Raw genomic sequence first — 24,640 nt, forward strand, 5'->3', positions numbered from 1 at the left:
GCAATTCCAGAGCAAATGCTAGAAGCTACGTTGTTTGGCTATGAAAAAGGATCATTTACAGGGGCCTATAAATCAACCCCAGGTAAATTTGAACAAGCTCAAGGTGGGACTTTACTTCTTGATGAAGTCAGTGAAATGCCTTTAAGCCTGCAAGCAAAATTATTGCGCGTTCTACAAGAAAAGGAAGTTGAGCGCATAGGCTCGAACAAAACAATTAGTTTGGATGTACGAATTCTTGCGACAACCAATAGACAATTAAAGGATGAAGTTCAAGCCGGTCGTTTTCGAGAGGATTTGTTTTATCGTCTGAATGTATTTCCATTACAGTGGCATCCTTTAAGAGAGCGGAAAAATGATATTATTCCGCTTGCGAATTACTTAATTCGCAAGCACTGCAATCATAAACAGCCAATTGTGCCTGTAATTAGCCCGGCAGCACAAAAATCTATGCTTGCGTATGCTTGGCCTGGCAATACACGTGAATTAGATAATGTCATTCAACGTGCTTTAGTATTGCAAACACAAGGGATTATTGAAATCGAGCATTTACAGCTTTCATCAATTGTAATCCAAGAAACGGAGGTTACGGCAGCAAGCAGCAAAAATTTGCAAGTGCATGAATTTGAACTAATTGTTAAAACTTTAATGGAAAATAATGGGAATCGACAAAAAGTTGCTGCATTATTAGGCGTTAGTGAGAGAACTTTACGTTATAAGCTAGCAAAAATGCGTGAAGAAGGGTATGTTGTATAGCATTCATGTTAGGATGTTAATGAAAATATAGGTTTGCGTTTAAAGTATGTTAAACCTGATTTTTCAGTAAACTAAGCTGAATAGTTACCATGTATTTTTAGGCGGAGCTAAACAGCGAGCGTTAGGGACTAAATGCGTTCGGGGTTTAAGTTTTATCGATATAATAAGTATGTTATGTAGAGGAAGACGAAGGAATGAATGACATTAATACCGTTGGCCTGTTTGATCAAATGCAATCAATGGCAGCAAAGGCTGAAGGCGCAATAGTCGATAGGGAAGCAAATCAATCCTCATTCAGTGCAATTTTTAAAAATGCTTTAAATCAAGTGAGTGATTTAAGCAATAATGCCGATTCTTTAAAAAGCCGTTTTGAACTTGGCGATCCCAAAGTAAGTATTGGCGAAGTAATGATCGCAACTCAAAAGTCAAATCTTGGGCTTGAGGCTGCTTTACGAGTTAGAAATAAATTTTTGCAAGCATATCAAGACATTATGGGCATGCCAGTATAGACAAATCATAACTCCCAAGTTATTTTACAGGGTAGATTTTACAGGAGTTTAGTATGGCATTGGCTGATAATGCTTCAATGGTGGCAGCAAAATTTGCAAGCTTATCGATACCTCGACAAATTGGTTTATTAGTTGGTTTGGCGGCGAGTGTTGCTATAGGTTTGGCAGTAGTTTTATGGTCTCGTGATCCTAATTATGTTCCTTTATATACTCAAATGAATGCCCGTGACACTGCTGAAGTCGTATCGGCTCTTGAGCGCAATGGTATTGACTTCAAAATTGATAACAATAACAGTACTATTTTGATCCCCTCAGAAAAATTACAAGGCACACGGCTTAAGTTAGCTGCTGAAGGCTTGCCACGCGATCCGGTTGGTTCTGAGGAGCTATTCACCAGCGGTAATGCATTCAATAGCAGCCAGTTCATGGAGGTTGCGCGTTATAAGCAAGCGTTGGAAGCGGAGTTGGCTCGAACTATTAGCAAGTTTAATGATATTAAAGCAGCTCGAGTACACTTAGCTATTCCACGTGAGTCAGCATTTGTCCGTGACACACAACAGCCTAGCGCATCAGTTTTTATTGATGTCTATTCAGGACTTGAGCTCAAGAAACAAACCATTGCGGCAATCGTGAACTTAGTCGCATCCAGTATCCCTAATTTAGCAGCAAGCCGGGTTACGGTTGTGGATCAGGATGGTCAATTACTGAATGAGGGTGGTGGGCAGAGCTTATTTACTGATACCGAGCGTTTCCTGGATTACAGACAGAATCTTGAGCGTCAATATGCGCAAAAAATTCAAGACATTTTGACACCATTATTAGGTTATGGTCGTGTACGTGCTAAAGTATCAGCGGACGTCGATTTTACCAGCTACGAACAAACTCAAGAGCTGTTCAATCCAGAACAATCATCCTTGCGCAGTGAACAAACAATGCAAGAGAAACGTAATTCGAACAGTGATGCTCAAGGAGTTCCTGGTTCATTATCTAATACGCCGCAGTCTAACCCAGCGCTTACTGGCAAGAATCCAAATGCTCCGGCAAATCCACAACAAGGACAGCAAGCATCTGAGACGACTCAAAATACTGATGTACGTACGCAAAGTACTAAGAACTTTGAGTTGGATAAGACCATTAGCCACACCAGAAATCAGCCGGGCTCGATTAAACGCTTGTCTGTAGCTGTATTAGTAGATAATCCTGCAGTAATGGATGAAAAAACCAAGAAGATGACTAAGAAAGCCTTGACCGCCAAGGAGATCGATCAAATCAAGCTATTGGTGGCTGATGCGATTGGTTTAAATGCGAAACGTGGTGATAGCTTGAATGTAATCAATAGTGATTTTGTGAAGCCAGATCCTATAGCACCTCTCCCGGAAGAGCGTTTTTGGCAAAAAGAAATTTTCTGGTCTATAGCGAAGCAAGTTGCCGGGGCATTGTTCATTTTATCAATAATATTTGGGGTTTTAAGGCCAATGCTTAAAACCCTGGCAAGTAATAAAGGAGCTGGCGGGGATCTACCTTATCTTGAAGAGCAGCCAGAGACTCAAGGCGAATTGCCTTTTGATGACGGAATTAATGTAGGTGATGCACATGATTATGAGTCACAATTAAATTTACTACGCCAAGTTGTTGATAAAGAACCCAAGCGTGTTGCGCAGGTAGTTAAAACTTGGGTTGATCGAGGATAAGCGATGGATGGAATAGAGCGTGCGGCCATACTGCTTCTCAGTATGGGGGAGAAAAATGCGGCTGAGGTTTTGAGGCATTTAGAACCACGACAGGTGCAGAAAGTTGGAGTGGCAATGGCCGCGCTAAATAATGTCAGCAAGACAAAAATGCAAAATGTTTTGGCTGATTTTACTAGTGCTATCGGGGACCAAACGAGTTTGGCTGTTGATACTGAGCATTATTTAAGAACAATACTTATCGAAGCCTTAGGACTGGAAAAGGCTACACCATTTATCGACCGCATTTTGGTGTCAGATAAAGACAGTGGCCTTAACCGTTTGAAATGGTTGGATGGGCGATTAATTGCTGACGTTATTCGAAATGAACATCCACAAATTATAGCAACCATTTTAATTCATCTGGATAGTGAGCAGGCTGCGGAAGTAGTTAGTTACTTTAGTATGGAAAAACGCTCCGAAGTGTTATTACGGATGTGTAATATTGATGCCGTAAAACCCGAAGCTATTAGTGAGCTTGGACAGGTAATTGAAAAACAACTTAGCGGACAAAAGGTGAGTAAATCAGCTTCCGTTGGAGGCATCAAAAGCGTAGCCGATGTTATTAACTATTTTGATGGCTCGATGGAAGAAGAGGTTTTAGACAAAATTAAGGAATGGGATTCTGATTTAAGCGAAAAAATTCGCGATAAAATGTTTGTATTCGAGAATTTGGTCGATATGGATGACCGCAGCGTGCAAACTTTGTTACGGGATGTATCCCAAGAGTTATTGAAGTTAGCCTTAAAAGGCACAACCGAAATAACTAAAGAGAAGATATATGCCAATATGTCCAAACGTGCGGCTGACCTGTTGCGTGAAGATATTGAACTTCAAGGTCCCGTTAAGGTCGTGGATGTAGAACGTGCACAACGAGATATTCTCACCATCGCCAAGAGCTTGGCAGAGGAAGGAAAGATTGCATTAGGCTCTAAGGGTGGAGATGAAATGATTTAATTTTCGATAATTTAAGTAAAAAGTGTGGGGTAGAAGGTAGGCTGGACTGTTAAGCCCAGCAAACACAGTTCGTGCTAGCTACAATGCTGGGCTTGATAGCCCAGCCTACATTAAGACAAGTTGGCGCCATTAGCGTTTATGAGGTTTGTAAATTTTGCCATTGCGTTCGCAATGAGTGAAATATAAGGGACTAAGGGTTTTTCATGGCAAATAAATTTGAGCCTTATCATACAAAACAAACTAATGATAATGATTTTAGTGTCTGGGACTATCAATCAACGCAAAAAAAAGAAGAGAAGGCTCCAGCGGTTGATGAACGAGAAGTCTTTCGTGTTGAATGCGAGCGTTTAAAGCAAGAGGCAATACAAAAAGGTTATGAACAAGGATTACAGCAAGCTCAAGTAGAAATTGATAAAAAAAAGGAAGAGCTAGTCCGTTGGCTTGAGTTGGTTAAAAATCCAGTAAAACTTTTAGATGAACATGTTATTCAGGAAACATTACAAACGATTCTTTGGCTCAGCCAACACTGCATCGCTGTTGAGTTATCCGTAAATCCAGAAAAATTGCGGGATTTACTTAATGAAATTAAAACCGAATTACCTACCTTAAACAATCATCGCATGCTGGCTATGCATCCATCTGACGTCGAGTGGCTTAAGGCTGAAATCGAAGAAAACCAGTTCCCCGGATTACATGAAATATTGGCTGCAGATCCCACATTAAATCGTGGTGATTTTTATTTAAAAGGCGAACATAGTGAGTTAGATGGTCGTATTCATACTCGTTTTGCTACTTTGTTTTCCAAATACATTACGAAAGACAATTTGATGCCAATGAAGGTTCAGGATTAAGTTATGGAACAGTATGAATCTCGCCTTGCAAAAATAATGTCTGATGTGCGTACTCAAGAACATTCTGGTTTATTACATTGTGGGCGAATAAGTCGAGCTGTTGGCCTTACTTTAGAAGCCAAAGGTTTTAATCAGCCAGTAGGGGCTCGTTGCTTTATTAATGTCAATGAATCCCATTCAATTGAAGCTGAAGTCGTTGGTTTTGGCCAAGATCGCGCCTATTTGATGTCAATTGGAGCCATTCAAGGGCTTGCACCAGGTATGATTATTGCCCCTACGGGGCGAGTTGCACGAATTGAGGTGGGCTGGCCTTTATTAGGACGTATTGTTAATGGCTCAGGAGCGATTATTGATGAAGAAGCTCCTATTGAGTTAACGGAAACTTATCCATTAGAGTCTGCAATCATTAATCCGCTCAAAAGGGCAGCTATAGATACTCATTTGGATGTTGGCATACGTGCAATTAATGGTTTGCTTACCGTGGGGCGTGGTCAGCGAATCGGACTTTTTGCAGGAAGTGGTGTTGGTAAATCAGTCTTATTAGGTATGATGACGCGCTTTACAAAAGCCGATGTGGTTGTTGTAGGTTTAATTGGCGAGCGTGGTCGCGAGGTTAAAGAGTTTATTGAGTGCAGTTTGGGTGAAGAGGGGTTAAAGCGAGCAGTGGTTGTCGCAGCTCCAGCGGATGAAAGCCCGTTAAGAAGGCTGCATGGGGCGAAAGTTGCCACCAGTATTGCAGAGTATTTTCGCGATCAGGGAAAACATGTGCTTTTGCTGATGGATTCTCTGACGCGTTTTGCGCAGGCACAACGTGAAATCGCCTTATCTATCGGTGAGGCGCCAGCAACTAAGGGCTATCCACCTTCAGTATTTACCAAACTACCTAAATTGGTTGAGCGTGCGGGTAATGGCGAGCCAGGAAGCGGGTCAATTACCGCATTTTATACGGTATTAACCGAAGGTGATGACTTACAAGATCCTATTGCCGATGCTGCGCGGGCTATTTTGGATGGACATATTGTTTTAAGTCGCTCTTTAGCAGAAGAAGGGCAATATCCTGCGATTGATTTAGAGGCATCAATTAGTCGCGTGATGCAAACGGTAGTTTCTGAAGAACAAATGAAAGATATGTTGCAGTTGAAAAAATATTTGTCTCTTTATGAGAAAAATAAAGATTTTATTTTGTTGGGGGCTTATGTAAAAGGTTCAGACCCTAACTTAGATAAGGCGATTTTAGCTCGAGATAGGATCAGGAAATATATGGAACAGGGAATGAATGAACAGGTTAATTATGAGGATAGTGTCCGTTTATTATCCGAGTTAGCTAAGTCACTTAGGTAGGAGTTAATTAATGAATCAGCGATTGGACCGCTTGACACAATTGTGGGAAATAAAAAAGGATTTAACGAACACTGCATACAAACAGCTTTTACATGCGCAAGATCAGTTTAGTAAAAATAAAGAAAAGCATGATCAATTGGTTGGTTATCGGCAAGATTATTTGCAACAATTAGAAACAATGGGCGAACAAGGTGCCTATGTGAGTCGTTTGCGTAATCGTATTGATTTTATAACTCATCTCGATATGGCTTTAGTGCAATTAAATGGCCATTTAGCTCAACTTGCCAAGGTAAGGCGAAGTGCAGAATCAACGTATAAGCAAGCTAAAATTTCTGAAGAGAGTGTTAATTTATTAATAGAGCGAGTTAAAAAAACTCAAAAAATTAAATTGAACCTCCAAGAGCAGAAAGAAAATGATGAGTATGCACAAAAGCAGTGGTATAGTAGAGAACTTAACGATGAGTGATTAAGCGGATACGGTGAATAAGATTATTAAAAAAATTTGGATGTCCCTTGCCATCCTCATTATTCTTATGGCTGTTTTGTCCAGTGTTTTTCGTTCGTTAACTCCTTGGGCAAAACAATATAAAGGTGAGGTTGAACAGCATCTGTCAATCCTTTTAGGACAGCCCGTGACCATTCAAACTATGGAAACAGGATGGTATTGGTTTCAACCTGTGCTTAAATTGAAACAAGTTACCTTGGGTAGCGACTCCAGAAAATCATTTCATTTAAATAAACTCCTTGTAGGAATTAATGTTTTCAGATCAATATGGAACTGGCAAATCCAGCCAGGTGTTCTTTATATTGATGACATGCACCTCACGCTAAGAGAAAAAGGCGATCATTGGACTATTGATGGTATTAGTACAGATACGCTTAATAGTGAGGAGATTACTCCTGAAAAAACAAAACAGATTTTAGTTTGGCTATCCCAGCAAGAACGTTTAACCATTAAACGTGTTTCCATGTCTTTTCATTTTAGTGATGGCGGCTTGATTCCTGTGGATGGCCTGAATGTTTCTGTATCGAATAATGGGGGCCATTATAAATTCAAGGGTAGTGCCAGACTGGAGCAGACTAATAGCACTGATTTTGAGCTACTTGGGGACGGTTATTTTGACCCTGATAATTTTGATGAAATTGAAGGTAAATTTTATTTTTCTGCGCAAAATATTATGCCAGCCCAATGGCAAAGTCTATTTCCTAATGCGACGGAACATTTAGAAGGTGGGAAAGGCGGCTTACAGGTCTGGATGGATGTGCATAAAGGCTCGGTTGCCTCGGTGCAAGCTCAAGTAAAATTAGAGCATTTGGCTTGGCGTTTGCTCAACAAAGAAAAAAGCCAATTAGTGCAATCCTTTTTTGCAAACCTGTCTTGGCAACCAGATAATCAGGGGTGGCAATTACATGGTGATCATATCCAATTGCGCGTAGGTGGTTTAAATTGGCCTGAGAATCAGCTTTTAGTTAAATACAATCAGGAACAACAAACTTATCAGTTCTTTATTAAAAACATCATTATTGAGTCACTACTTTCAGATGCGATTAATTGGCCTAAAAGTATTCAAAATCTGTTGCAAATAAAACCACAAGGTATTTTACATGATACCCAGGTTTTAGTGAGGCTCGCAGATGCTTCTTTCCGTATTCCATTGATTCCTCAATTATCCTCAGCTAGTGCTGCGCAGGAGCCTGTCAAAACATGGGCACAAGGAAATGAAATTACCTATGTGCTGACACGTTTTGAGCAATTGGGCTGGAATGGCAATCCGAAAAAGAAAATACTTGAAGTAAGAAATCTTTCGGGCGTGGTTAATTGGCAACCTGAAGAAGGCCGCTTGGAGCTGGACTCGGAGAATACACTGGTTGCTGTACATGGTTATCCTGCACAGAATCTGACCTTACTGAATGGGGCGGTCGATTGGAAGGAGTTAAATGACGGCTTACGGATTAGCATTGATCGCTTTGTCTTAAGTACACCAGAGCTTACTTTAAGTGCTCAGGGAGCTCTCGACCAAGTATCGCGGAAGTCTGTTGGGGCTGTTCGTTTGAATGCCGAGTTTTCAGGTAAAAATATTGAGCAATGGGCTCCATTTCTCCCTAAAAAGCATATGAAAGCCAAACTGTATACTTGGCTGACACGGGATCTGAAGCATATTGCTGAGATGAGCGGAACCATCAGTTTAAATGGAGTGGCCCAAGACTTTCCTTTCGATGATCATAACGGTGAATTTACGATTAAAAGTCATGCAAGTGGTGGAGAACTCTACATCAATCCTAAATGGAAGATCATCAAGGACATTGAAGGGGATATTCAGTTAACTAATCGTAATTTAAATATTGCTATTCTAAATGCAGATTTTCAAGGTGTTCCCGTCAATCAAATGAATTTACGTATTGACAATATAGGTAATAATAAAGAAAACCTTATTGTTACAGGAAGCATCAATGCACCCGTGCAAAAAATGGTGAATTATGTGATGTCTTCTCCGTTAAAAACTAAATTAGCTCTATTAAAACAATTGGCAATAGACGGTTATGCTCAGTTGAATCTTAATTTAGAAGTTCCTTTATACCCAGAAAACGACAAAGTATTAGCTAAAGGGGATTTAACCTTTAAAGACAATGTCATTACGGTAAAGTATGACCTTGTGAAGTTTATGTTAAAGGGTGTAACAGGTGAGCTATTCTTCACTGATGATGGGGTAAGTGATAGTTCATTAATTGCTAACTCGATGGGGCATCCACTTAACATTAAGATTCAGTCAGTAAAAACACCAAAATCCGCTACCTCGATTGTTGTAGAAGGTACTTGGACTGTTGATTCTTTGAAAACTCGCCATAATGCGCCAATTCTTGCCTTATTAAATGGTTCTTTTCCTGTTAAGGCCATTTTGAAGTTAGCAAATAAGTCTTCTGAAGCAGATACAATTAAGTTAACTTCTTCATTGCAAGGTTTGGCTGTTAATTTACCTGCGCCACTTGGCAAAGCGCATAATGATACACTTCCATTAGATGTAAATGTGGATTTAAATGCTGATAAATCAATACGTTTAAAATCTAATTATGATGCGCGTTTAAGCACGGATTTATTATTTAAGATGACTAATGGTGCTTTAGATTTGGATTCAGGTCAGATACGTTTGGGTAACGCAAAAGCACTTAACCAGAAATTGCCTGGATTAGCGCTAGTTGGATCATTAACAGGTTTTGAGCTAGATGAATGGAAGACTGTATATAATCAATATACGGCAACTCAAAACACAGGCCCTTCCTTACTTAATAAACTAAGAATTATTAATGTGACTCTGGATAAATTTAGTATTTTGAAACAACAATTTGATGCATTGACTGTTAAAGCAAAATTATTACCCAATAAAGATTGGTCTTTTAGCTTGAACCAAAAAAATATCGCAGCTGATTTATTATATCGTGTGTCAGCTAATGAGTTGAGTGGCCATATTCAACGGTTACATTTAGAGAAGTTTCATACAAAAGGTATTAAGTCGAGTGAGTCTTCGGAAAAAATTCATCCGAACCAAATTCCAAATCTTGACTTACGAGTTGATAATTTATCGGTAGGGGCTGTGCATATTGGTGATGTGACTTTAAAAAGCCAGTCAACCGTGAAGCGTTGGTCATTGAATTATTGTCGTATTGATTCTCCTGTATATCAATTTAATATTGATGGTGCATGGACGCAGACAAAAAAAGCAGATCAATCCGCGTTCCATTTAAAACTCGAGATGAGTAATGTGGCTAAAAGTCTTGAGCGTTGGGGCGTTAATCCTTCGGTCCGTGCCAAAAAAGGCTATCTAGAATTTAAAGGTGGCTGGAACAGTGATTTAGCCGGTTTTTCATTAGCGAAACTAAATGGTGATATGTTTTTGCAGCTTAAAAATGGCAGAATCACTGATTTGAGCAAATCAACTGAAGGAAAATTGGATCTAGGTAAATTACTGAGTATTTTAAGTTTGCAAACCATACCACGACGATTGCAACTTGATTTCAGCGACTTAGCATCCCAAGGATATAGCTTTGATATATTCCAGGGGAACTTTTCGATTCGTAAAGGAAGAATGACGACTCAAGACAGTTACATTGATGGGCCTGTTGCTTATGCAAGTATGAAGGGTGATTTAGATTTAGTAAGACAAACTTACGATATGAATTTAAAAATATCCCCGCACATCACTGCCAGCTTGCCTATTGTGGCAACAATCGCCGGTGGTCCGGTGGCTGGTGTTGCAACTTGGGTTGCAACGAAAATTATTAATCAGGGCATGCAAAAGATTTCCGCCTACAGCTACAAGATTTCCGGCCCATGGAAACAACCTGTAGTGCAACAATTAACGATTGTTAGGAAAAAGAACAATCCCATCTCCACAGGGCAAGGGCCATTGAAAGATCAGCTTAATTTGGATTAATTAACCATCGTAGCCCTGTTGTCTCATATTACGCTGCGCTAATACGGAATGCCTCGCCCCCAATCGCATATAAAAAACATAATATTTTTATCAAGATAGTAGAATTCTCAATCTCTCCTAGACTAAACTTAACAGTGGAAAGAGTGCGTTTTCCACAAGGTGTCGAGATATTGCCTAATCAACTAAGCTGTGGCAGTAACCTCAGCAATTCAGGCTACACATAAAAAATGAAGGTTTTAAATGATTCACTTTGTTTTGGGCCGATATTGGAATATTTGTTTATTAAAAGAAAGCCCTGAAAATACACCTTATTCAATTATCCGAGTATTTTTGGCTGGCATTGTATTAGCCATTATCATGGTAATTGAATGGAACTATTCTTACTACGATTTCTCAGGGGATCGGGGGTGGTTGTTGATTATTGCCACTTGCCTGCTTTTTTCCTATGTCATTTATACCTATCTCGTATTATTTTTAAAAGGATTTACTCCAAGATTAGTACAAACAGTAACAGCATTATTTTATACTAGTACCATTATTCACATTTTAGTGGCGCCATTGCTGTTTTTTGCTCCGTATTTATCGCACATACACATAAAAAGCCCAGTACTCTTGTTTTTAGGTGTTCTTTATTTATTTATGAGTATTGGATTATCTGTATGGCAATTTGTGATTACTGCACATATTTATAAATATGCCCTGGGCACTACAGCCATACAATCAGTGATCGTCGCTTTTGGTTTAATTGCTGTTAATATTTTAACTGTTTCATCACTACAATGAGAGAATTATGCATTTACATATTTTAGGGATAAGTGGGACCTTTATGAGCGCACTTGCGCTATTAGCACGCGATTCAGGTTATATGGTCACTGGGAGTGATGCCAATTGTTATCCACCAATTAGTGATTTGCTAGCCGCCAAAGGCATCACTTGGACTGAGGGATATGAGGATGCCAGTTTGGCATTAAAAGCGGATGTGGTTATTGTCGGTAATGCGATTAAACGGGGTATGCCTGTTCTTGAGGCAGTTATTGAGGCAGGAAAAACTTATACCTCAGGGCCACAGTGGTTTGCAGAAAATATTTTATCCAAGTATCAAGTTATCGCGGTTGCAGGAACTCATGGTAAAACCACTACAACGTCTATGGTTTCTTGGATCTTGGATCAAGCGGGCTTAAATCCTGGATTTTTAATTGGCGGTGTTTCTTCTGATTTTAAAACCAGTGCGCGGCTAGGCAGTGGCAAATGGTTTGTTATTGAAGCAGATGAATACGACAGTGCCTTTTTTGATAAAAGACCCAAATTCATGCATTATCGTCCGCGTATTGCTATTTTAAATAATCTTGAATTTGATCATGCAGACATTTACCCTGATTTAGCCGCAATTCAGTTGCAGTTCCATTATTTACTGCGGACTATTCCTGCCAATGGTGTTGCAATTAAACCTCGTGATGATAAGGCATTAAATGAAGTCTTGGCACGAGGTAGTTACTCGCGTGTCGAAGAGCTTGCTTTAGATGGTGATGCAGAATGGAGCGCTAAACTAATCGAAGAAAATGGTAGTTCGTTCAAAGTACTGCACCGTGGTGAAGAGGTAGCTGAAATTAATTGGTCTTTAATAGGGCGCTTTAATGTTGAAAATGCATTAGCTGCTCTTGCTGCAAGTGCTAATGCTGGAGTAGACCCTAAAGTAGCGGCAGAGGCATTAGAGCGCTTTACGCCAGTTAAACGCCGATTGGAAGTAAAATCAAATAAGTATGGAATAACTGTTTATGATGATTTTGCGCATCATCCTACGGCAATTACCCGCACAATTGATGCTTTAAAACGAAGTAATCGCCATCATCGTATTTTCGCAGTTCTTGAATTCGCTTCATATACCATGCGTACCGGAGTACATGCAGCAGAAATGGCACAAGCTTTAGCACCTGTCCAGGGGGCCTATGTATTAGAGCCGCATGATTTTGATCTTACCGAAACTATTGGTAATTGGACTTGTCCTTATCGTGTTTGTAAAAATACTGAAGAAATCGTCAAGGAAATTATCGGTAATGTACAAGAGGGTGATGCTATTTTGGTAATGAGTAATCGCGGATTTAATGGTATTCATCAACAAATAATCAATTCTATTGACGCTCGTTATTCTAGTACTCATTGCTAAAATTAAGTGAATGAACTCCGTATCGAGGCGTATCCTCGGGGCGGAGTTAGTGTTTGATCCTCCTTAAGGTTCGATACCTTCCCACGAAAAAAATGCGAATGATTCTTTTTCTGTTCAATTAGTTAAATTAATAGTTGCAATATTTCAGATTGGTTGTTATAAAAAAAAGAGTGCCCTTAGAAATTAATGACACGTCGGTATTTACTATGTTCTTAAACGGCTTTAGGGGGTAGATATATCATGCTAAGAATTCAACATAGATTTTAGAGAAAAAATCCTTAGGATTAGGGTATTAGCAAAAGGAGATTGTATGACATTAAAAACAGTAGGATATGAATTTCTACGAAATAATATTCTGAATTTGAATAGAGAATATTCTAATTATTTAGCACGTTATGCAATCGAAATGACCGAAGCTGAAAAGAAAGAAGCTTCTAATATACCTGACAATTCCCTTTTTATTTTGCTCGCTCGCGTCAATAAGCATATTATTAACTGTGAGACTAAGCGAATAACTGCCCGTGACGTATTCCATCAATTGAGTGATGAGATACGGCGCTCTCCTAAAAAGAAACCCCGAGATATAAAAAGTGATACCCTTTATTTATTGGGCGGATTAATTCATCGTTTTTTGAGAATCGAGACCGAATATAACGATTATAATAAATCTAAACTTAATCTTTATACATGGTTTAGCAGCAAACCTCTTTGGAGTCTTACTGATAGCTGTTTATATATGGCAATAAATAGTGTATTAGGGCTGAGTGACGTCAATAAGCTAGATGATTACACGGTAATTAAAGCCTTAGAGGTTTTCAAAGCAAATATGGAGATGGAGATTGATGTTGAGGAAGTAGTAGGCAACGAGAAAAAAGTGGTAAAAAAGCCGCGATATCAAACATACCAACATTTTAATACGGTGGATCCAAACTTCAAAGCTAACTTAAAGAAAATGATTTCCGAGCGTAGAGCGAGTGGAAAATCGATCATTAGACAGTTTGAGGCAATTGATTTTTTGCAATCGTTAATGAAAAAACTCGATCAGGAAAATCGGGCCATTGAAGAAGAATTAAATGAATGGTGTAAGGATCTGGCTAAGACTCACAAAAATTTTGGTACGTTAAATAAAGGGTTAATTGAGCATCATCTTAATCAATATTATCAATCAAAACCCGAAAAAATAGCTGATAAAGAACACATACAGTACTTGCTTGAAGGGGTATTGAATAATGAGCGTTTCATTGCAAATAATGATCACACTAAATTTTTAAATGAATTAGTAACCTCTAATACTGATCCGAGCCGTAGTATTTGTTGTGGTGCTTATATCTTGTTATTGAAACAAGGACATTTAGATAAAAAGCTAATTACACAAATGACGGATACTTTTGGTTTTAGTGAGAAGCTTACAATCGATGTTCAGGTAGCTTGTCTTAAGGCTTTTAAAGCTTATGCGGACTCTGTGACAGAGTATAATGCAGTGCTTGCTCATAAAGATGATGAAGATGAAAAGGATGTACAATTAGATTACAAATTTTTTGGCACATCAACGGCAATGATAAGCCTCACAACACAATTAATCGTCACGTTAGGTGAGGAAACGGTTCATTCTCTAGTTATGTAATGAAGCCTGTTGCTTAGTGGGACCCTGCGGACAAGCCGCAGGGCGTAATAAAGCGGCTAGGCAACTTATTAAACCGTAAACTGCATTAAACCATCCTTATAACCAACACGTATTGTATCTCCGGAGCGGAACTTTCCAGACAATATTGATTGTGCCAATGGATTTTCCAGTTGCTGTTGAATCGTACGTTTTAAAGGGCGTGCGCCATACACCGGATCAAACCCAGCTTCTGCCAAATGAGCAAGAGCTTCTGAGCTAACAGCAAGATGCATTTCTTGTTGACTCAAACGCTTACGTAGATGTTCAATTTGGATGTCAGCAATTTTGGCAATCTGTGCCTTGGCCAAAGAATGGAACACGACAGTATCATCAATTCGGTTGATGAATTCAGGACGAAAATGCTGGCCTACAAGCTCCATGACCGCATTTTTTACCTCTTCATAACTGCATTTACTACCTATTTCTTGAATGACATGAGAGCCTAAGTTTGAGGTCATAACAATTATTGTATTGCGAAAATCAACAGTACGACCTTGCCCGTCAGTGAGACGACCATCATCCATTACCTGCAAGAGAATATTAAACACATCAGTATGCGCTTTTTCTACCTCATCAAGTAAAATGACTGAATAAGGTCGACGTCTTACTGCCTCGGTTAAATAACCGCCTTCCTCATAGCCAACATAGCCTGGAGGGGCGCCAATTAAACGTGCAACAGAGTGTTTTTCCATGAATTCAGACATATCAATGCGAATCATGGCTTCTTCCGTATCAAAGAGGTAAGCGGCTAAAGCTTTACATAATTCAGTTTTACCTACACCTGTTGGTCCTAAAAATAAGAAGGAGCCTATAGGCCTGTTTGGATCTGCTAAACCTGCACGAGAACGACGAATCGCATTTGATACGGCATTAATCGCTTCCTCTTGTCCTATGAGACGCTCATGCAATACTTCTTCCATTTTTAAGAGTTTTTCTCGCTCGCCTTCCATCATCTTGGAAACAGGGATTCCAGTCCACTTCGAAACCACCTCGGCAATTTCATCTTCGGTGACTTTATTACGGACTAATTTAGTTTCATGTTCTTCTTCTGCTGATGCAACCTGCGTGAGGCGTTTTTCTAGTTCAGGAATGCGTCCATATTGCAACTCAGACATACGGCTCAAATCACCTGCACGGCGAGCCATTTCCATTTCTTGTTTGGCATTCTCAAGTGCCTCTTTAATTTGAGTAGCTCCTTGCATCGTTGCTTTTTCAGCTTTCCAAATTTCTTCAAGATCAGAGTAGCTTTGTTCTAGCTCATTAATTGTATTTTGTAAGTCATCTAATCGTTTTTTAGATGCTTCATCATGTTCTTTTTTCAACGCTTCGCGCTCAATTTTTAATTGAATAAGGCGGCGCTCTAATTTATCCATACTTTCAGGTTTTGAATCGATTTCCATACGGATAAGGCTTCCTGCTTCATCAATGAGGTCAATTGCTTTATCCGGTAATTGTCGATCGGTGATATAACGATGAGATAAAGTCGCGGCTCCAACGATTGCTGGGTCAGTAATTTCTACACCATGATGCACCTCATAGCGTTCTTTTAAGCCCCGTAAAATAGCAATAGTATCTTCAACAGTTGGCTCATTAACGAGTATCTTTTGGAATCGACGCTCTAAAGCCGCATCTTTTTCAATATATTGGCGATATTCATCTAGGGTAGTCGCACCAATACAATGTAACTCACCACGTGCTAAAGCTGGCTTTAACATATTTCCAGCATCCATTGCCCCTTCAGCTTTACCTGCACCTACCATGGTATGAATTTCATCGATGAAGAGAATAATTTGACCTTCTTGTTTCGCCAAATCATTGAGTACAGCTTTAAGGCGCTCTTCAAATTCTCCGCGGAATTTTGCACCAGCGATTAGCGCCCCCATATCAAGGGATAGCAGGCGTTTATTCTTCAATCCTTCAGGCACTTCACCATTGATGATACGTTGAGCTAGACCTTCTACAATAGCTGTTTTACCGACCCCTGGCTCCCCAATTAAAACAGGGTTATTTTTCGTACGTCGTTGTAGCACTTGAATGGTTCGACGAATTTCATCATCGCGGCCAATGACCGGGTCTAATTTACCTTGCTCGGCGCGTGCAGTTAAATCCAGGGTATATTTTTCTAAGGCTTGGCGTTGTTCTTCCGCATTGGCATCGTTTACCGTTTCGCCTCCACGAAGCTCATTAATGGCATTTTCAATTGCTTTGGGGGCGCCGCCTGCTTGTTTTAATATACGAGCTAAAGAGGAGTTTTCTTCATTAATGACCGCTAAGACAAATAATTCGCTGGAGATAAAATTATCTTTTTTTTGCTGAGCTATTTTGTCCGTAAGGTTCAAGAGTCGATTTAATGAATTGGAGATATGAACATCACCACCAATTCCTGACACTTTCGGGAGTTTATCTAATGCTTGATCCAAAAGGGTTCTTAATAGTGAAATATTTACCCCTGCTTTACTAAGCAATGGTCGGCAACTCCCTCCTTGTTGATCCAATAGCGCTTTCATCAAATGCTCAGGCTCAATGAAGTTATTATCTCCACCTAAGGCTAAAGATTGAGCATCAGCCAAAGCCATTTGGAATTTTGAGGTCAATTTGTCCATTCGCATATTTATTCACCTTATCTTATGGGTGTTATTTCTATCTTATCTACCGTAGAATGGGGATTAATTTAATTATTTCAAGTGATTAATATGACAACAGAAATTTCTTCTAACTCTGATTCTAATCCTGATTCGCAAGCTTTGCTAAATCAAATCATTATAGACTACATAAAAGAACAAAAACGTAAGCGTCGCTGGCGTTGGTTTATGCGAGTAGTGTACTTATTAATAGTTCTTTTTATTGCTTATCAGTTAATGTCTAGTAGTAATGAAGAAAGCGGCGCTAATACAAAACCGCACGTAGGATTAATTGATCTGAATGGTGAAATATTTGATGCGAAGCCAGCTAATGCTGATGATTTTGCAAAGGGAATGGAATCAGCGTATAAAAACTCTGGATTAAAGTCCTTAATCATTCGCATTAACAGTCCTGGAGGTAGCCCAGTCCAGGCAGAGTATATGTTCAATGCTATTAAATATTATCGAACCAAGTATTCCGACATTAAAGTTTATGCAGTCTGTGTTGATTTGTGTGCTTCTGCTGCCTATTACGTAGCCGCTGCTGCGGATGATATTTATGCTAGCCCTGCAAGTATGGTGGGTTCAATCGGGGTTATCTATAGTGGTTTTGGTTTTGTGGATGTAATGAATAAAGTAGGAGTTAGCCGCAGACTACAAACATCAGGGGCTAATAAAGGATTTTTAGATCCATTCTCTCCAGAAACTGATGCGCAAAAACAAAAATTACAGATAATGCTTGATACAGTACATGAGCAATTTATTAGTCGTGTAAAAGAAGGGCGGGGAAGCCGTTTGCATATTGATAATGATACGTTCTCAGGTCTTATGTGGACTGGTGAGCAAGCTTATCCTTTAGGTTTGATTGATGGCTTTGCTAGCAGTGGTCAATTGGCTCGTGATGTTATTAAAATTGATTCATTAATTGACTACACACATAAGCAAAATATTTTTGACCGTGTGACTAAAAATTTAGGTACTGCGATGGCTGACGAATTGCCATCTAGTTTGGGAATGAAGACGGGACTTAGGTAAGTCTTCATGTAGCCCAGCGTAATACGGGTGTTCGTGTCACAATATCCCGTATTACGATTTCGTCTATACGAACTGCAGAGGCTATAAAAGATTAATGGCTGGCGCTGACGGATATTAGCCTATAAAATTATTCGCCGTAAGAAATATGTGTCACCGTGAAATGATGTTCGCCATCACTAACCCGCAAGGTTATGCTATCCCCAACTCTAGCCTTCAATAATGTTTTTGCCAAAGGAGAAATCCAGCTTATTTTTCCTAAGTTAATATCGGCTTCATCCAGTCCTACAATTTTAACCGTATGGGGTTCGTCATTTTCATTAGTGTATTGGACGGTGGCGCCAAAAAATACTTGGGTAAGACCTACTTGAAGTTTCGGGTCGACAATTGCAGCATTTTCTAATTGTTTTGTTAAATAGCGTATGCGCCGGTCAATTTCACGTAAGCGCTTTTTTCCATAAATGTAATCACCATTTTCCGAACGGTCACCATTACTCGCAGCCCAACTAACGACGCTGACAATTTTAGGCCGTTCATTACTAACTAAATCACGTAGTTCAGTTTGCAGCATTGAAAAGCCAATAGGGGTGGTATAATTCTTGATAAGAGCTGATTTATTATTCTTTTTAGTGAAAGGCTTACTCACCACAAACTCCTATTATGATAGTCGTTATGACAGGTCGCGTTGATTATATCACTCTTTATGAGCTGAGAACTCTGGGTTGGGATATTATTTTGCTTTGTACGAAGGCCGTCATTGCGAACGTAGTGACGCAATCTAGTGGCTTCGAGCACTGTGCTTGTTTCATTGCTATGATTCGACTGCCGTTTCCGGAAAATCTGGTTGTGAGCAACCTGGTTACACCATTTTAAGGTAAGTGTTTGACTCATCCAGAATGGCTTACTGCGTTAAATTATAAGTAAGCTGCCTACTTCCAGATTATCTTCGAGTTTTTGAAGAGAGGTGTTTATACGCTGTTTTAGCTGATTGATGTCTTGAGTTCTTACTTCCAATAAAGTGATTATAGCGGCTAAATCTGTACTGCTACCACCTGCTTTGGTTCCTCGTCCTCCCTCGCCATAAGTCCACAAGGGCCTATATTTCAAGGCATATGTGTTGCCAGTGATAGCAAAACTTGAACCTAAGCCAGCCATCGCAGTAGAGGAGAACCAGACATCAACTTCTTCAGTCACAAGATTATGGAATCCTAGGGTACGCTTGAAAGTTGGTTCTGTAAAAGAATGCTCGCCATCAAATCGTTTATCGGGATCACAGTAATGCTGGGCAACATGGGCCGGAAGAGTGCGCTGAGCACTGCCTACTTCTTGGCACCAATAATTATCCATCACATCCCATGCTTCATTTGTTGCCCAATCTGCACGCTTAGTAGTATATTCTATTAATGCATTGATTAGTGATGAAAAGTTATAGTGTTTTTCTTGATAAGACGTATTTTCGAGAGAGTAGCAAACACCTTGTTGTTCATGGTTAAGCAATTGTTTTTGTAAAGAGAGCCTTATTTCTTCCCCTTGTTCATTTTGGGGTAGGCAATCCAGCATCATGGTGCACATATAGCGAGTGTCCAATGCCCATAATGCATATTGAAATGGGGAGATGTTTTTAAAGGTTCTTCCTGAGTAATCGGTCACAGTCCCTGCTTGCATGAGGAGTTCAGGGTATTGTTTCAGTATTTTCTCGGCATTTTCTTGATTCCCATGGGCAACGCTTGAGAGTAAGGCGTTGAATAGTCGACGGGGTTGGAACAGACTATAAGCTTCTCTCGAAACCAACGAGAGTGCTGATTTACCTTGTTCATGCGGAGGCTTATTTTTTACTTCGGAGAGATTTTGGCCAATTTTACCACCCATCACTTTACATAAATCAGTCAATTGATGATCGGAGTTAGTAAGATTTTTTGATTTTTCTATGTGATTACGTTCCGATGGGGAATAGCTAAAAAAATCTGGGGTTATGTTCATTAGCTTAAAGATCAAGCTATTTTGGTTAAATTTATAGTAAGTTAGATAATCCATATTGCTTGTAGCTGGTGTCGTTTGATTCAAGATTTGCCGTAGGACATAAATTTTTTTATCTACAGGTTTTACAATGTAGTTGATAATAGGAATATAGCTTAAGAAATTACGAGCTATAATGGTCGTTGTCCACGGGAGTGTTTCATCAAGGCATTGGAATAACGAAGAGTAGAGACGCATAATTTTTCTCAACAAGTAAGCTGATTAATTATACATTTTATTTATTGGTTGAACAATATGCTGACTTGGTAGTGTAGGTATCTAATATAAAAGGGTGGAAAACCTGGTTGCTAGCAACCAGGCTACATTATTTTAAAAAGCCTTATCTTAACGCTGGGGAGATTGTTTGTAATAGCGCTTTAAAGACTTTTGGTGTTCCTGCTACCACATCACCATATTTTAAGAAGTCTTCACCGCCTTGAACATCGCTGATTAAACCCCCTGCCTCTCTAACGATTAACGAACCAGCAGCAACATCCCAAGGGCGTAAGCCTAATTCCCAAAAGCCGTCAATACGGCCACTGGCAACGTAAGCTAAATCAAGAGCTGCGGAACCTGTTCTTCTTACTCCGGCACATTTACCAAAGAGGGCTTCAAATGCAGGTAAATAGCGCTGGCCTATGCTTGCGTCACGAGAAGGGAAGCCTGTTCCTAAAAGTGAGGCACTTAATTGTGTTTGATTTGATACACGAATTCTACGGTCGTTCAAGCGTGCTCCGCGTCCACGGCTGGCGGCAAAGCATTCATGACGTAATGGATCGTAGATAACCCCGTGTTCTATTCGGCCTTTAATTCTTAAAGCAATTGAAACTGAAAAAAATGGGAACCCATGCAGGTAGTTCGACGTACCATCTAAAGGATCAATGATCCACACAGCATCCTCATCAGTACCTTCTTGCATTCCACTTTCTTCAGCCATAATTCCATGATCTGGATAAGCCTTGCGGATGGCATTAATAATTACCTGTTCCGCTTTAATGTCTACTTCACTAAAGAAATCATTAGGTGCTTTAGAAGTTACTTTGAGATGGTCCACTTGCTCCATGTGGCGAATAATAATTTCCCCGGCTTGACGTGCCGCATTCACTGCAATATTTAAAAGTGGTTCCATGGATTTCTCGTTGAATTTACAAAACCGGTGATTCTAGCATATTTTTTTTGTACAAAGGTAACTCTTTTCACTTACATGATGCCTTAATAGGATTCAGCTAGGTGCAAAAGCACTTAAATGATATCATATACGTCTCTTTTGCATTAAGTTAAATCGCCTTTATGAATTTAAGTTCAATTCGTATCATTTTAGTTGGTACATCACATCCGGGTAATATTGGTTCAACTGCTCGTGCAATGAAAACCATGGGTCTAAACTCACTTTATCTGGTTAGTCCTAAGTCTTTTCCCGACATGAAAGCGCGTGAAATGTCTGCTGGGGCTGATGATCTTTTAGAAACTGCAGTGGTTACTGAAACACTGGATGAAGCTTTAGTAGGCTGCCAGCTAATTTTAGCGACCAGTGCAAGACCCCGTGGGCTGTCTTTGCAGGGATTAACCCCGTCTGAAAGTGCTGAATTGGTAAGCAAGCAAGCGGATACAACCCAAATTGCTATTGTATTTGGACGTGAGTATGCAGGCCTTACTAACGAAGAACTGCTAAAATGTCATTATCATATACATATTCCCAGTAATCCTGAGTACAGTTCGCTTAATTTATCTCAGGCAGTGCAGATTGTTGCTTATGAATTACGTATGAAGTTGTTAGCGCCTAAGGCGGAAGTTTCTTTACGTGCAGCTGATGACTTCGCTACAGCTGATGAAATTGAACAATTTTATGAGCACTTAAGAGAAGTGTTTATTGAAATTAAGTTTTTAAAAGAAACAAACCCACGACGCTTAATGCAGCGTGTAAGACGTTTGTTTAATCGGGTGAATCTGGAAAAGATGGAAGTTAGTATTTTACGGGGTATGTTAAGTCAGGTACAAAAGTCACTGGAATGGGCTAGCAAACGAGGTAAGAGTGAAGAAGGAAATTAAGGTCCCTATTTATCTGGATTATATGGCAACAACTCCCGTGGATCCGCGGGTGGTTGAACGCATGTTGCATTTTTTAGGTCCTGATGGTGATTTTGGAAATCCTTCATCAATTACTCATGACTTTGGTCGTAGGGCGGCTCAGGCCGTAGAGCTGGCTCGTAGTCAGATTGCTGAGGTGATTCATGCTTCTCCTCAAGAGATTGTTTTTACTTCTGGAGCTACAGAGGCTGATAATTTAGCGATTATCGGAGCGGCACATTTTTATCAGAACAAAGGTAAACATGTAATTACTATGAGCACGGAGCATAAAGCTGTTCTGGATAGTTTTCATCGCTTAGAGAAGGATGGTTTTCAAGTCACTTATCTTGAGCCTCAAGCTGATGGTTTACTCAATTTACAGCAATTGGAGCGTGCTTTACAACCCGATACCATCCTGGTGTCGATTATGCACGTGAATAATGAAATTGGTGTGATTCAAGATATTGCCGCCATTGGTGAGCTATTGAAAGGTAAGGGCATTCTTTTTCATGTGGATGCCGCACAAAGTGCAGGACGTCTCGCTATTGATTTAAGTACACTTCCCGTCAATTTAATGTCATTTTCGGCCCATAAATGCTATGGACCTAAAGGAGTTGGGGCTTTATACGTTCGTCAACGCCCTAGAGTGCGTTTACAACCGCAAACTTTTGGTGGTGGGCATGAACATGGGTTACGCTCAGGTACATTGGCAACGCATCAAATTGTTGGTATGGGTGAAGCATTCGCATTATCTGAACGTACACGTGAAGAAGAGCAAGCAAGCCTTTTACAGTCTCGCCAACGATTATGGGATGGAATTAAACATTTACCCGGAATTCAACTCAACGGCCATGAGCAACAACGTGTTGCGGGTAATTTGAATATCAGTTTTAAAGGATTGGATGGTGATTCTTTATTCCTCGCTTTGAGTGATTTGGCGGTATCTACTACTTCAGCCTGTAGTGCGGCAAGTATCCAGCCTTCTTATGTCTTAAAGGCGATAGGCTTATCTGATGAGTTAGCTCAAAGTTCGATTAGATTGTCTTTAGGGCGTTTTACCCTGGAGAAAGAGGTAGAGCATGCGATCGCTGTGATTAATGCTCAAGTGCTTCATTTACGTAATATATCCCCATTATGATGTATAATAAAACAGTTCTAGATTATTTTTTTTCACCTGCGCATGTAGGTATTATTGATTTAAATGACTATACCGTTGTTGTTAAAAACAATCAAAAAAAGCAAGGAACTATTGAGCTTTATATGCAATGCGGACAGGACAGGGTGATTCAGCGTATTTGTTTTAAAACGAATGGAAATCCTTATCTTATTGCTGGTTTAGAGTGGTTATGCAGGCAGATAGAGGGTAAGTTAATCGATGAATTACCGTCAATTGATTATCAGTTATTGGTAAATGTGTTGAATATACCTGTAACTCAATATCCATTGGCTTTACGAATTTTTAGTGTTTTTAAAGAAACGTTAATTTTAATGAATAACAAGTTGCTTCCAAATGAGCAGCATACCTAGAGGTACTATAATGAGTGTAGTAATGCAACATGCAGTAAATGAGCCGACACCAGAAATCAGTTTCACTGAATCAGCAATAAAACACTTAATTTCCTATTTACAAAAGAATACTGGACATGCAGGTGTGCGTTTGTCAGTTAAAAAAACTGGATGTTCGGGGTTTTCTTATGTCGTTGATTACGTTCATGCTCCTGAACCGGGTGATTTAGTAATGCGGTTGAATGAGAATTATGTGGTTTGCGTTGATAAGGCAAGTTATCCTTTTCTTCGAAATATGAATGTTGATTATGTAAAGCAGGGATTAAATTATAAATTTATTTTTAACAATCCAAATCAAACAGGACAATGCGGCTGTGGAGAGAGTTTTACTGTTGAATAGTCTCCCTCGCATTTTATTAATGCCTTCCTGACCCAAAAACAGCAGTTATTGCGAACAAAATGAAGCCGCCTAGGGTTATAGTGCCACGAACTCTTGGGTTGCTTCATCACCGTGCTTCTCGCAATGACAGGATATTATTTGACGTTTTATTCTTGCATTTAAATCACATCGCGGTCATTGCGAACGAAGTGAAGCAACCCACGGTTCAGTGCTTCGATCTTTGGAATTGCTCGATGACTACATTTTTTTAATCCACGTTACAATTTATTATAAATAATAAATCAATTCATTGATCTCCTGTTTTGCCGGTAACAATTGCACCCTGAGCGCCATGTTAGTGCATTGCGTTTTATTGAGATCCAACTAGTATATTCCTTGGTCTAGGGTAATTCTTATTAAGATTTTAACTGAGGATGTAATTTTTCCTCCCTCCCCCTCTATCTGATCAGTAATTAATCAAATCTTAAGGGAACCTTAAGGTTCCCTTAAGGAATGATAGTAATTATTCATTACAAAACAGACGGTTAGTATAAAAAAAATCCTTAATGAACATAATAGGTGAAATTAAATAGTGAAATAACCTTGGGATTTGGAGCGTTAAGT

Annotated in this window: 20 protein-coding genes; 16 read left to right on the forward strand and 4 right to left on the reverse strand. The window is 39.6% G+C overall.

Translation table 11 applies throughout. The features are described from left to right. From ACQY7T_RS03815 to ACQY7T_RS03865, 11 genes are all read left to right on the forward strand, one after another. Window positions 1–753, forward strand: a 753-nt coding sequence (locus ACQY7T_RS03815) for a sigma 54-interacting transcriptional regulator (protein WP_428411387.1), incomplete at its 5' end; no start/stop codon positions are given. Window positions 754–947: 194 nt separating this feature from the next. Continuing rightward, a complete protein-coding gene (fliE, locus tag ACQY7T_RS03820) occupies window positions 948–1,262 on the forward strand; it encodes a flagellar hook-basal body complex protein FliE (protein ID WP_428411388.1) in 315 nt (104 codons plus the stop codon). 53 nt (window positions 1,263–1,315) lie between these two features. After that, the gene (gene fliF, locus ACQY7T_RS03825; RefSeq protein ID WP_428411389.1) at window positions 1,316–2,953 is read left to right on the forward strand and encodes a flagellar basal-body MS-ring/collar protein FliF; all 1,638 of its coding nucleotides are present in this window, start codon (window positions 1,316–1,318) and stop codon (window positions 2,951–2,953) included. 3 nt (window positions 2,954–2,956) lie between these two features. After that, the gene (fliG, locus tag ACQY7T_RS03830) at window positions 2,957–3,946 is read left to right on the forward strand and encodes a flagellar motor switch protein FliG (RefSeq protein WP_428411390.1); all 990 of its coding nucleotides are present in this window, start codon (window positions 2,957–2,959) and stop codon (window positions 3,944–3,946) included. A gap of 203 nt (window positions 3,947–4,149) precedes the next feature. Further along, entirely contained in the window at window positions 4,150–4,797 is a 648-nt protein-coding gene (locus tag ACQY7T_RS03835) for a flagellar assembly protein FliH (RefSeq protein ID WP_428411391.1), read from the forward strand. 3 nt (window positions 4,798–4,800) lie between these two features. After that, window positions 4,801–6,138, forward strand: a complete 1,338-nt coding sequence (gene fliI / locus ACQY7T_RS03840) for a flagellar protein export ATPase FliI (protein WP_428411392.1) — start codon at window positions 4,801–4,803, stop codon at window positions 6,136–6,138. 10 nt (window positions 6,139–6,148) lie between these two features. Beyond that, on the forward strand, window positions 6,149–6,604 hold the full coding sequence (gene fliJ, locus ACQY7T_RS03845) for a flagellar export protein FliJ (protein WP_428411393.1): 456 nt from the start codon (window positions 6,149–6,151) through the stop codon (window positions 6,602–6,604). A gap of 13 nt (window positions 6,605–6,617) precedes the next feature. Further along, window positions 6,618–10,568 carry a YhdP family protein gene (locus ACQY7T_RS03850; protein ID WP_428411394.1) on the forward strand — a complete coding sequence of 1,317 codons (3,951 nt, stop codon included), beginning with the start codon at window positions 6,618–6,620 and terminating at the stop codon, window positions 10,566–10,568. Between the two features lie 240 nt (window positions 10,569–10,808). Further along, window positions 10,809–11,351, forward strand: coding sequence for a hypothetical protein (locus ACQY7T_RS03855; protein ID WP_428411395.1), 543 nt, complete (start codon window positions 10,809–10,811; stop codon window positions 11,349–11,351). Between the two features lie 7 nt (window positions 11,352–11,358). Next, window positions 11,359–12,732 carry a UDP-N-acetylmuramate:L-alanyl-gamma-D-glutamyl-meso-diaminopimelate ligase gene (gene mpl / locus ACQY7T_RS03860; protein ID WP_428411396.1) on the forward strand — a complete coding sequence of 458 codons (1,374 nt, stop codon included), beginning with the start codon at window positions 11,359–11,361 and terminating at the stop codon, window positions 12,730–12,732. Between the two features lie 310 nt (window positions 12,733–13,042). Next, window positions 13,043–14,356: a hypothetical protein gene (locus ACQY7T_RS03865; RefSeq protein ID WP_428411397.1), complete on the forward strand. Its 1,314-nt coding sequence runs from the start codon at window positions 13,043–13,045 to the stop codon at window positions 14,354–14,356. Between the two features lie 68 nt (window positions 14,357–14,424). Here the strand turns inward: ACQY7T_RS03865 and clpB are convergent, their stop codons facing one another. Next, complete coding sequence (gene clpB / locus ACQY7T_RS03870; protein ID WP_428411398.1) at window positions 14,425–17,004, reverse strand: ATP-dependent chaperone ClpB; 2,580 nt, start codon at window positions 17,002–17,004, stop codon at window positions 14,425–14,427. An 84-nt stretch (window positions 17,005–17,088) separates the two neighbouring features. Here clpB and ACQY7T_RS03875 point away from each other — a divergent pair, with 84 nt between their 5' ends. Then, window positions 17,089–18,051 (forward strand): S49 family peptidase, encoded by a 963-nt coding sequence (locus tag ACQY7T_RS03875; protein WP_428411399.1) that lies wholly within the window; start codon window positions 17,089–17,091, stop codon window positions 18,049–18,051. Window positions 18,052–18,178: 127 nt separating this feature from the next. On the opposite strand, the gene greB is transcribed toward ACQY7T_RS03875, so the two are convergent. The 3 genes from greB to ACQY7T_RS03890 all read right to left on the reverse strand — a co-directional run bounded on the left by greB (window position 18,179) and on the right by ACQY7T_RS03890 (window position 21,193). After that, window positions 18,179–18,694, reverse strand: coding sequence for a transcription elongation factor GreB (greB, locus tag ACQY7T_RS03880; protein ID WP_428411400.1), 516 nt, complete (start codon window positions 18,692–18,694; stop codon window positions 18,179–18,181). A 263-nt stretch (window positions 18,695–18,957) separates the two neighbouring features. Next, complete coding sequence (locus tag ACQY7T_RS03885) at window positions 18,958–20,262, reverse strand: hypothetical protein (protein ID WP_428411401.1); 1,305 nt, start codon at window positions 20,260–20,262, stop codon at window positions 18,958–18,960. Window positions 20,263–20,404: 142 nt separating this feature from the next. Continuing rightward, complete coding sequence (locus ACQY7T_RS03890; protein WP_428411402.1) at window positions 20,405–21,193, reverse strand: inositol monophosphatase family protein; 789 nt, start codon at window positions 21,191–21,193, stop codon at window positions 20,405–20,407. 161 nt (window positions 21,194–21,354) lie between these two features. Here ACQY7T_RS03890 and ACQY7T_RS03895 point away from each other — a divergent pair, with 161 nt between their 5' ends. Genes ACQY7T_RS03895 through ACQY7T_RS03910 form a run of 4 tightly spaced genes read left to right on the forward strand, consistent with a single transcriptional unit; the run spans window position 21,355 to window position 24,037 of the window. Next, window positions 21,355–22,113, forward strand: a complete 759-nt coding sequence (locus ACQY7T_RS03895) for an RNA methyltransferase (RefSeq protein ID WP_428411403.1) — start codon at window positions 21,355–21,357, stop codon at window positions 22,111–22,113. After that, window positions 22,097–23,269 (forward strand): IscS subfamily cysteine desulfurase, encoded by a 1,173-nt coding sequence (locus ACQY7T_RS03900; RefSeq protein WP_428411404.1) that lies wholly within the window; start codon window positions 22,097–22,099, stop codon window positions 23,267–23,269. The genes ACQY7T_RS03895 and ACQY7T_RS03900 overlap by 17 nt, the downstream gene beginning before the upstream one ends. Beyond that, the gene (locus ACQY7T_RS03905; protein ID WP_428411405.1) at window positions 23,266–23,658 is read left to right on the forward strand and encodes an iron-sulfur cluster assembly scaffold protein; all 393 of its coding nucleotides are present in this window, start codon (window positions 23,266–23,268) and stop codon (window positions 23,656–23,658) included. The genes ACQY7T_RS03900 and ACQY7T_RS03905 overlap by 4 nt, the downstream gene beginning before the upstream one ends. A gap of 10 nt (window positions 23,659–23,668) precedes the next feature. Then, entirely contained in the window at window positions 23,669–24,037 is a 369-nt protein-coding gene (locus ACQY7T_RS03910) for a HesB/IscA family protein (protein WP_428411406.1), read from the forward strand. Window positions 24,038–24,640 lie beyond the last annotated feature (603 nt).

Origin of the sequence: Legionella sp., from assembly GCF_965140895.1 — a bacterium.
Lineage (GTDB): Bacteria > Pseudomonadota > Gammaproteobacteria > Legionellales > Legionellaceae > Legionella.

Excerpts from the sequence above, each read along its gene's own strand:
- fliE (WP_428411388.1), top strand. The coding sequence starts at position 948 with ATGAATGACATTAATACCGTTGGCCTGTTTGATCAAATGCAATCAATG.
- fliF (WP_428411389.1), top strand. The coding sequence starts at position 1,316 with ATGGCATTGGCTGATAATGCTTCAATGGTGGCAGCAAAATTTGCAAGC.
- fliG (WP_428411390.1), top strand. The coding sequence starts at position 2,957 with ATGGATGGAATAGAGCGTGCGGCCATACTGCTTCTCAGTATGGGGGAG.
- ACQY7T_RS03835 (WP_428411391.1), top strand. The coding sequence starts at position 4,150 with ATGGCAAATAAATTTGAGCCTTATCATACAAAACAAACTAATGATAAT.
- fliI (WP_428411392.1), top strand. The coding sequence starts at position 4,801 with ATGGAACAGTATGAATCTCGCCTTGCAAAAATAATGTCTGATGTGCGT.
- fliJ (WP_428411393.1), top strand. The coding sequence starts at position 6,149 with ATGAATCAGCGATTGGACCGCTTGACACAATTGTGGGAAATAAAAAAG.
- ACQY7T_RS03855 (WP_428411395.1), top strand. The coding sequence starts at position 10,809 with ATGATTCACTTTGTTTTGGGCCGATATTGGAATATTTGTTTATTAAAA.
- mpl (WP_428411396.1), top strand. The coding sequence starts at position 11,359 with ATGCATTTACATATTTTAGGGATAAGTGGGACCTTTATGAGCGCACTT.
- ACQY7T_RS03865 (WP_428411397.1), top strand. The coding sequence starts at position 13,043 with ATGACATTAAAAACAGTAGGATATGAATTTCTACGAAATAATATTCTG.
- clpB (WP_428411398.1), bottom strand. The coding sequence starts at position 17,004 with ATGCGAATGGACAAATTGACCTCAAAATTCCAAATGGCTTTGGCTGAT.
- ACQY7T_RS03875 (WP_428411399.1), top strand. The coding sequence starts at position 17,089 with ATGACAACAGAAATTTCTTCTAACTCTGATTCTAATCCTGATTCGCAA.
- ACQY7T_RS03885 (WP_428411401.1), bottom strand. The coding sequence starts at position 20,262 with ATGCGTCTCTACTCTTCGTTATTCCAATGCCTTGATGAAACACTCCCG.
- ACQY7T_RS03890 (WP_428411402.1), bottom strand. The coding sequence starts at position 21,193 with ATGGAACCACTTTTAAATATTGCAGTGAATGCGGCACGTCAAGCCGGG.
- ACQY7T_RS03895 (WP_428411403.1), top strand. The coding sequence starts at position 21,355 with ATGAATTTAAGTTCAATTCGTATCATTTTAGTTGGTACATCACATCCG.
- ACQY7T_RS03905 (WP_428411405.1), top strand. The coding sequence starts at position 23,266 with ATGATGTATAATAAAACAGTTCTAGATTATTTTTTTTCACCTGCGCAT.
- ACQY7T_RS03910 (WP_428411406.1), top strand. The coding sequence starts at position 23,669 with ATGAGTGTAGTAATGCAACATGCAGTAAATGAGCCGACACCAGAAATC.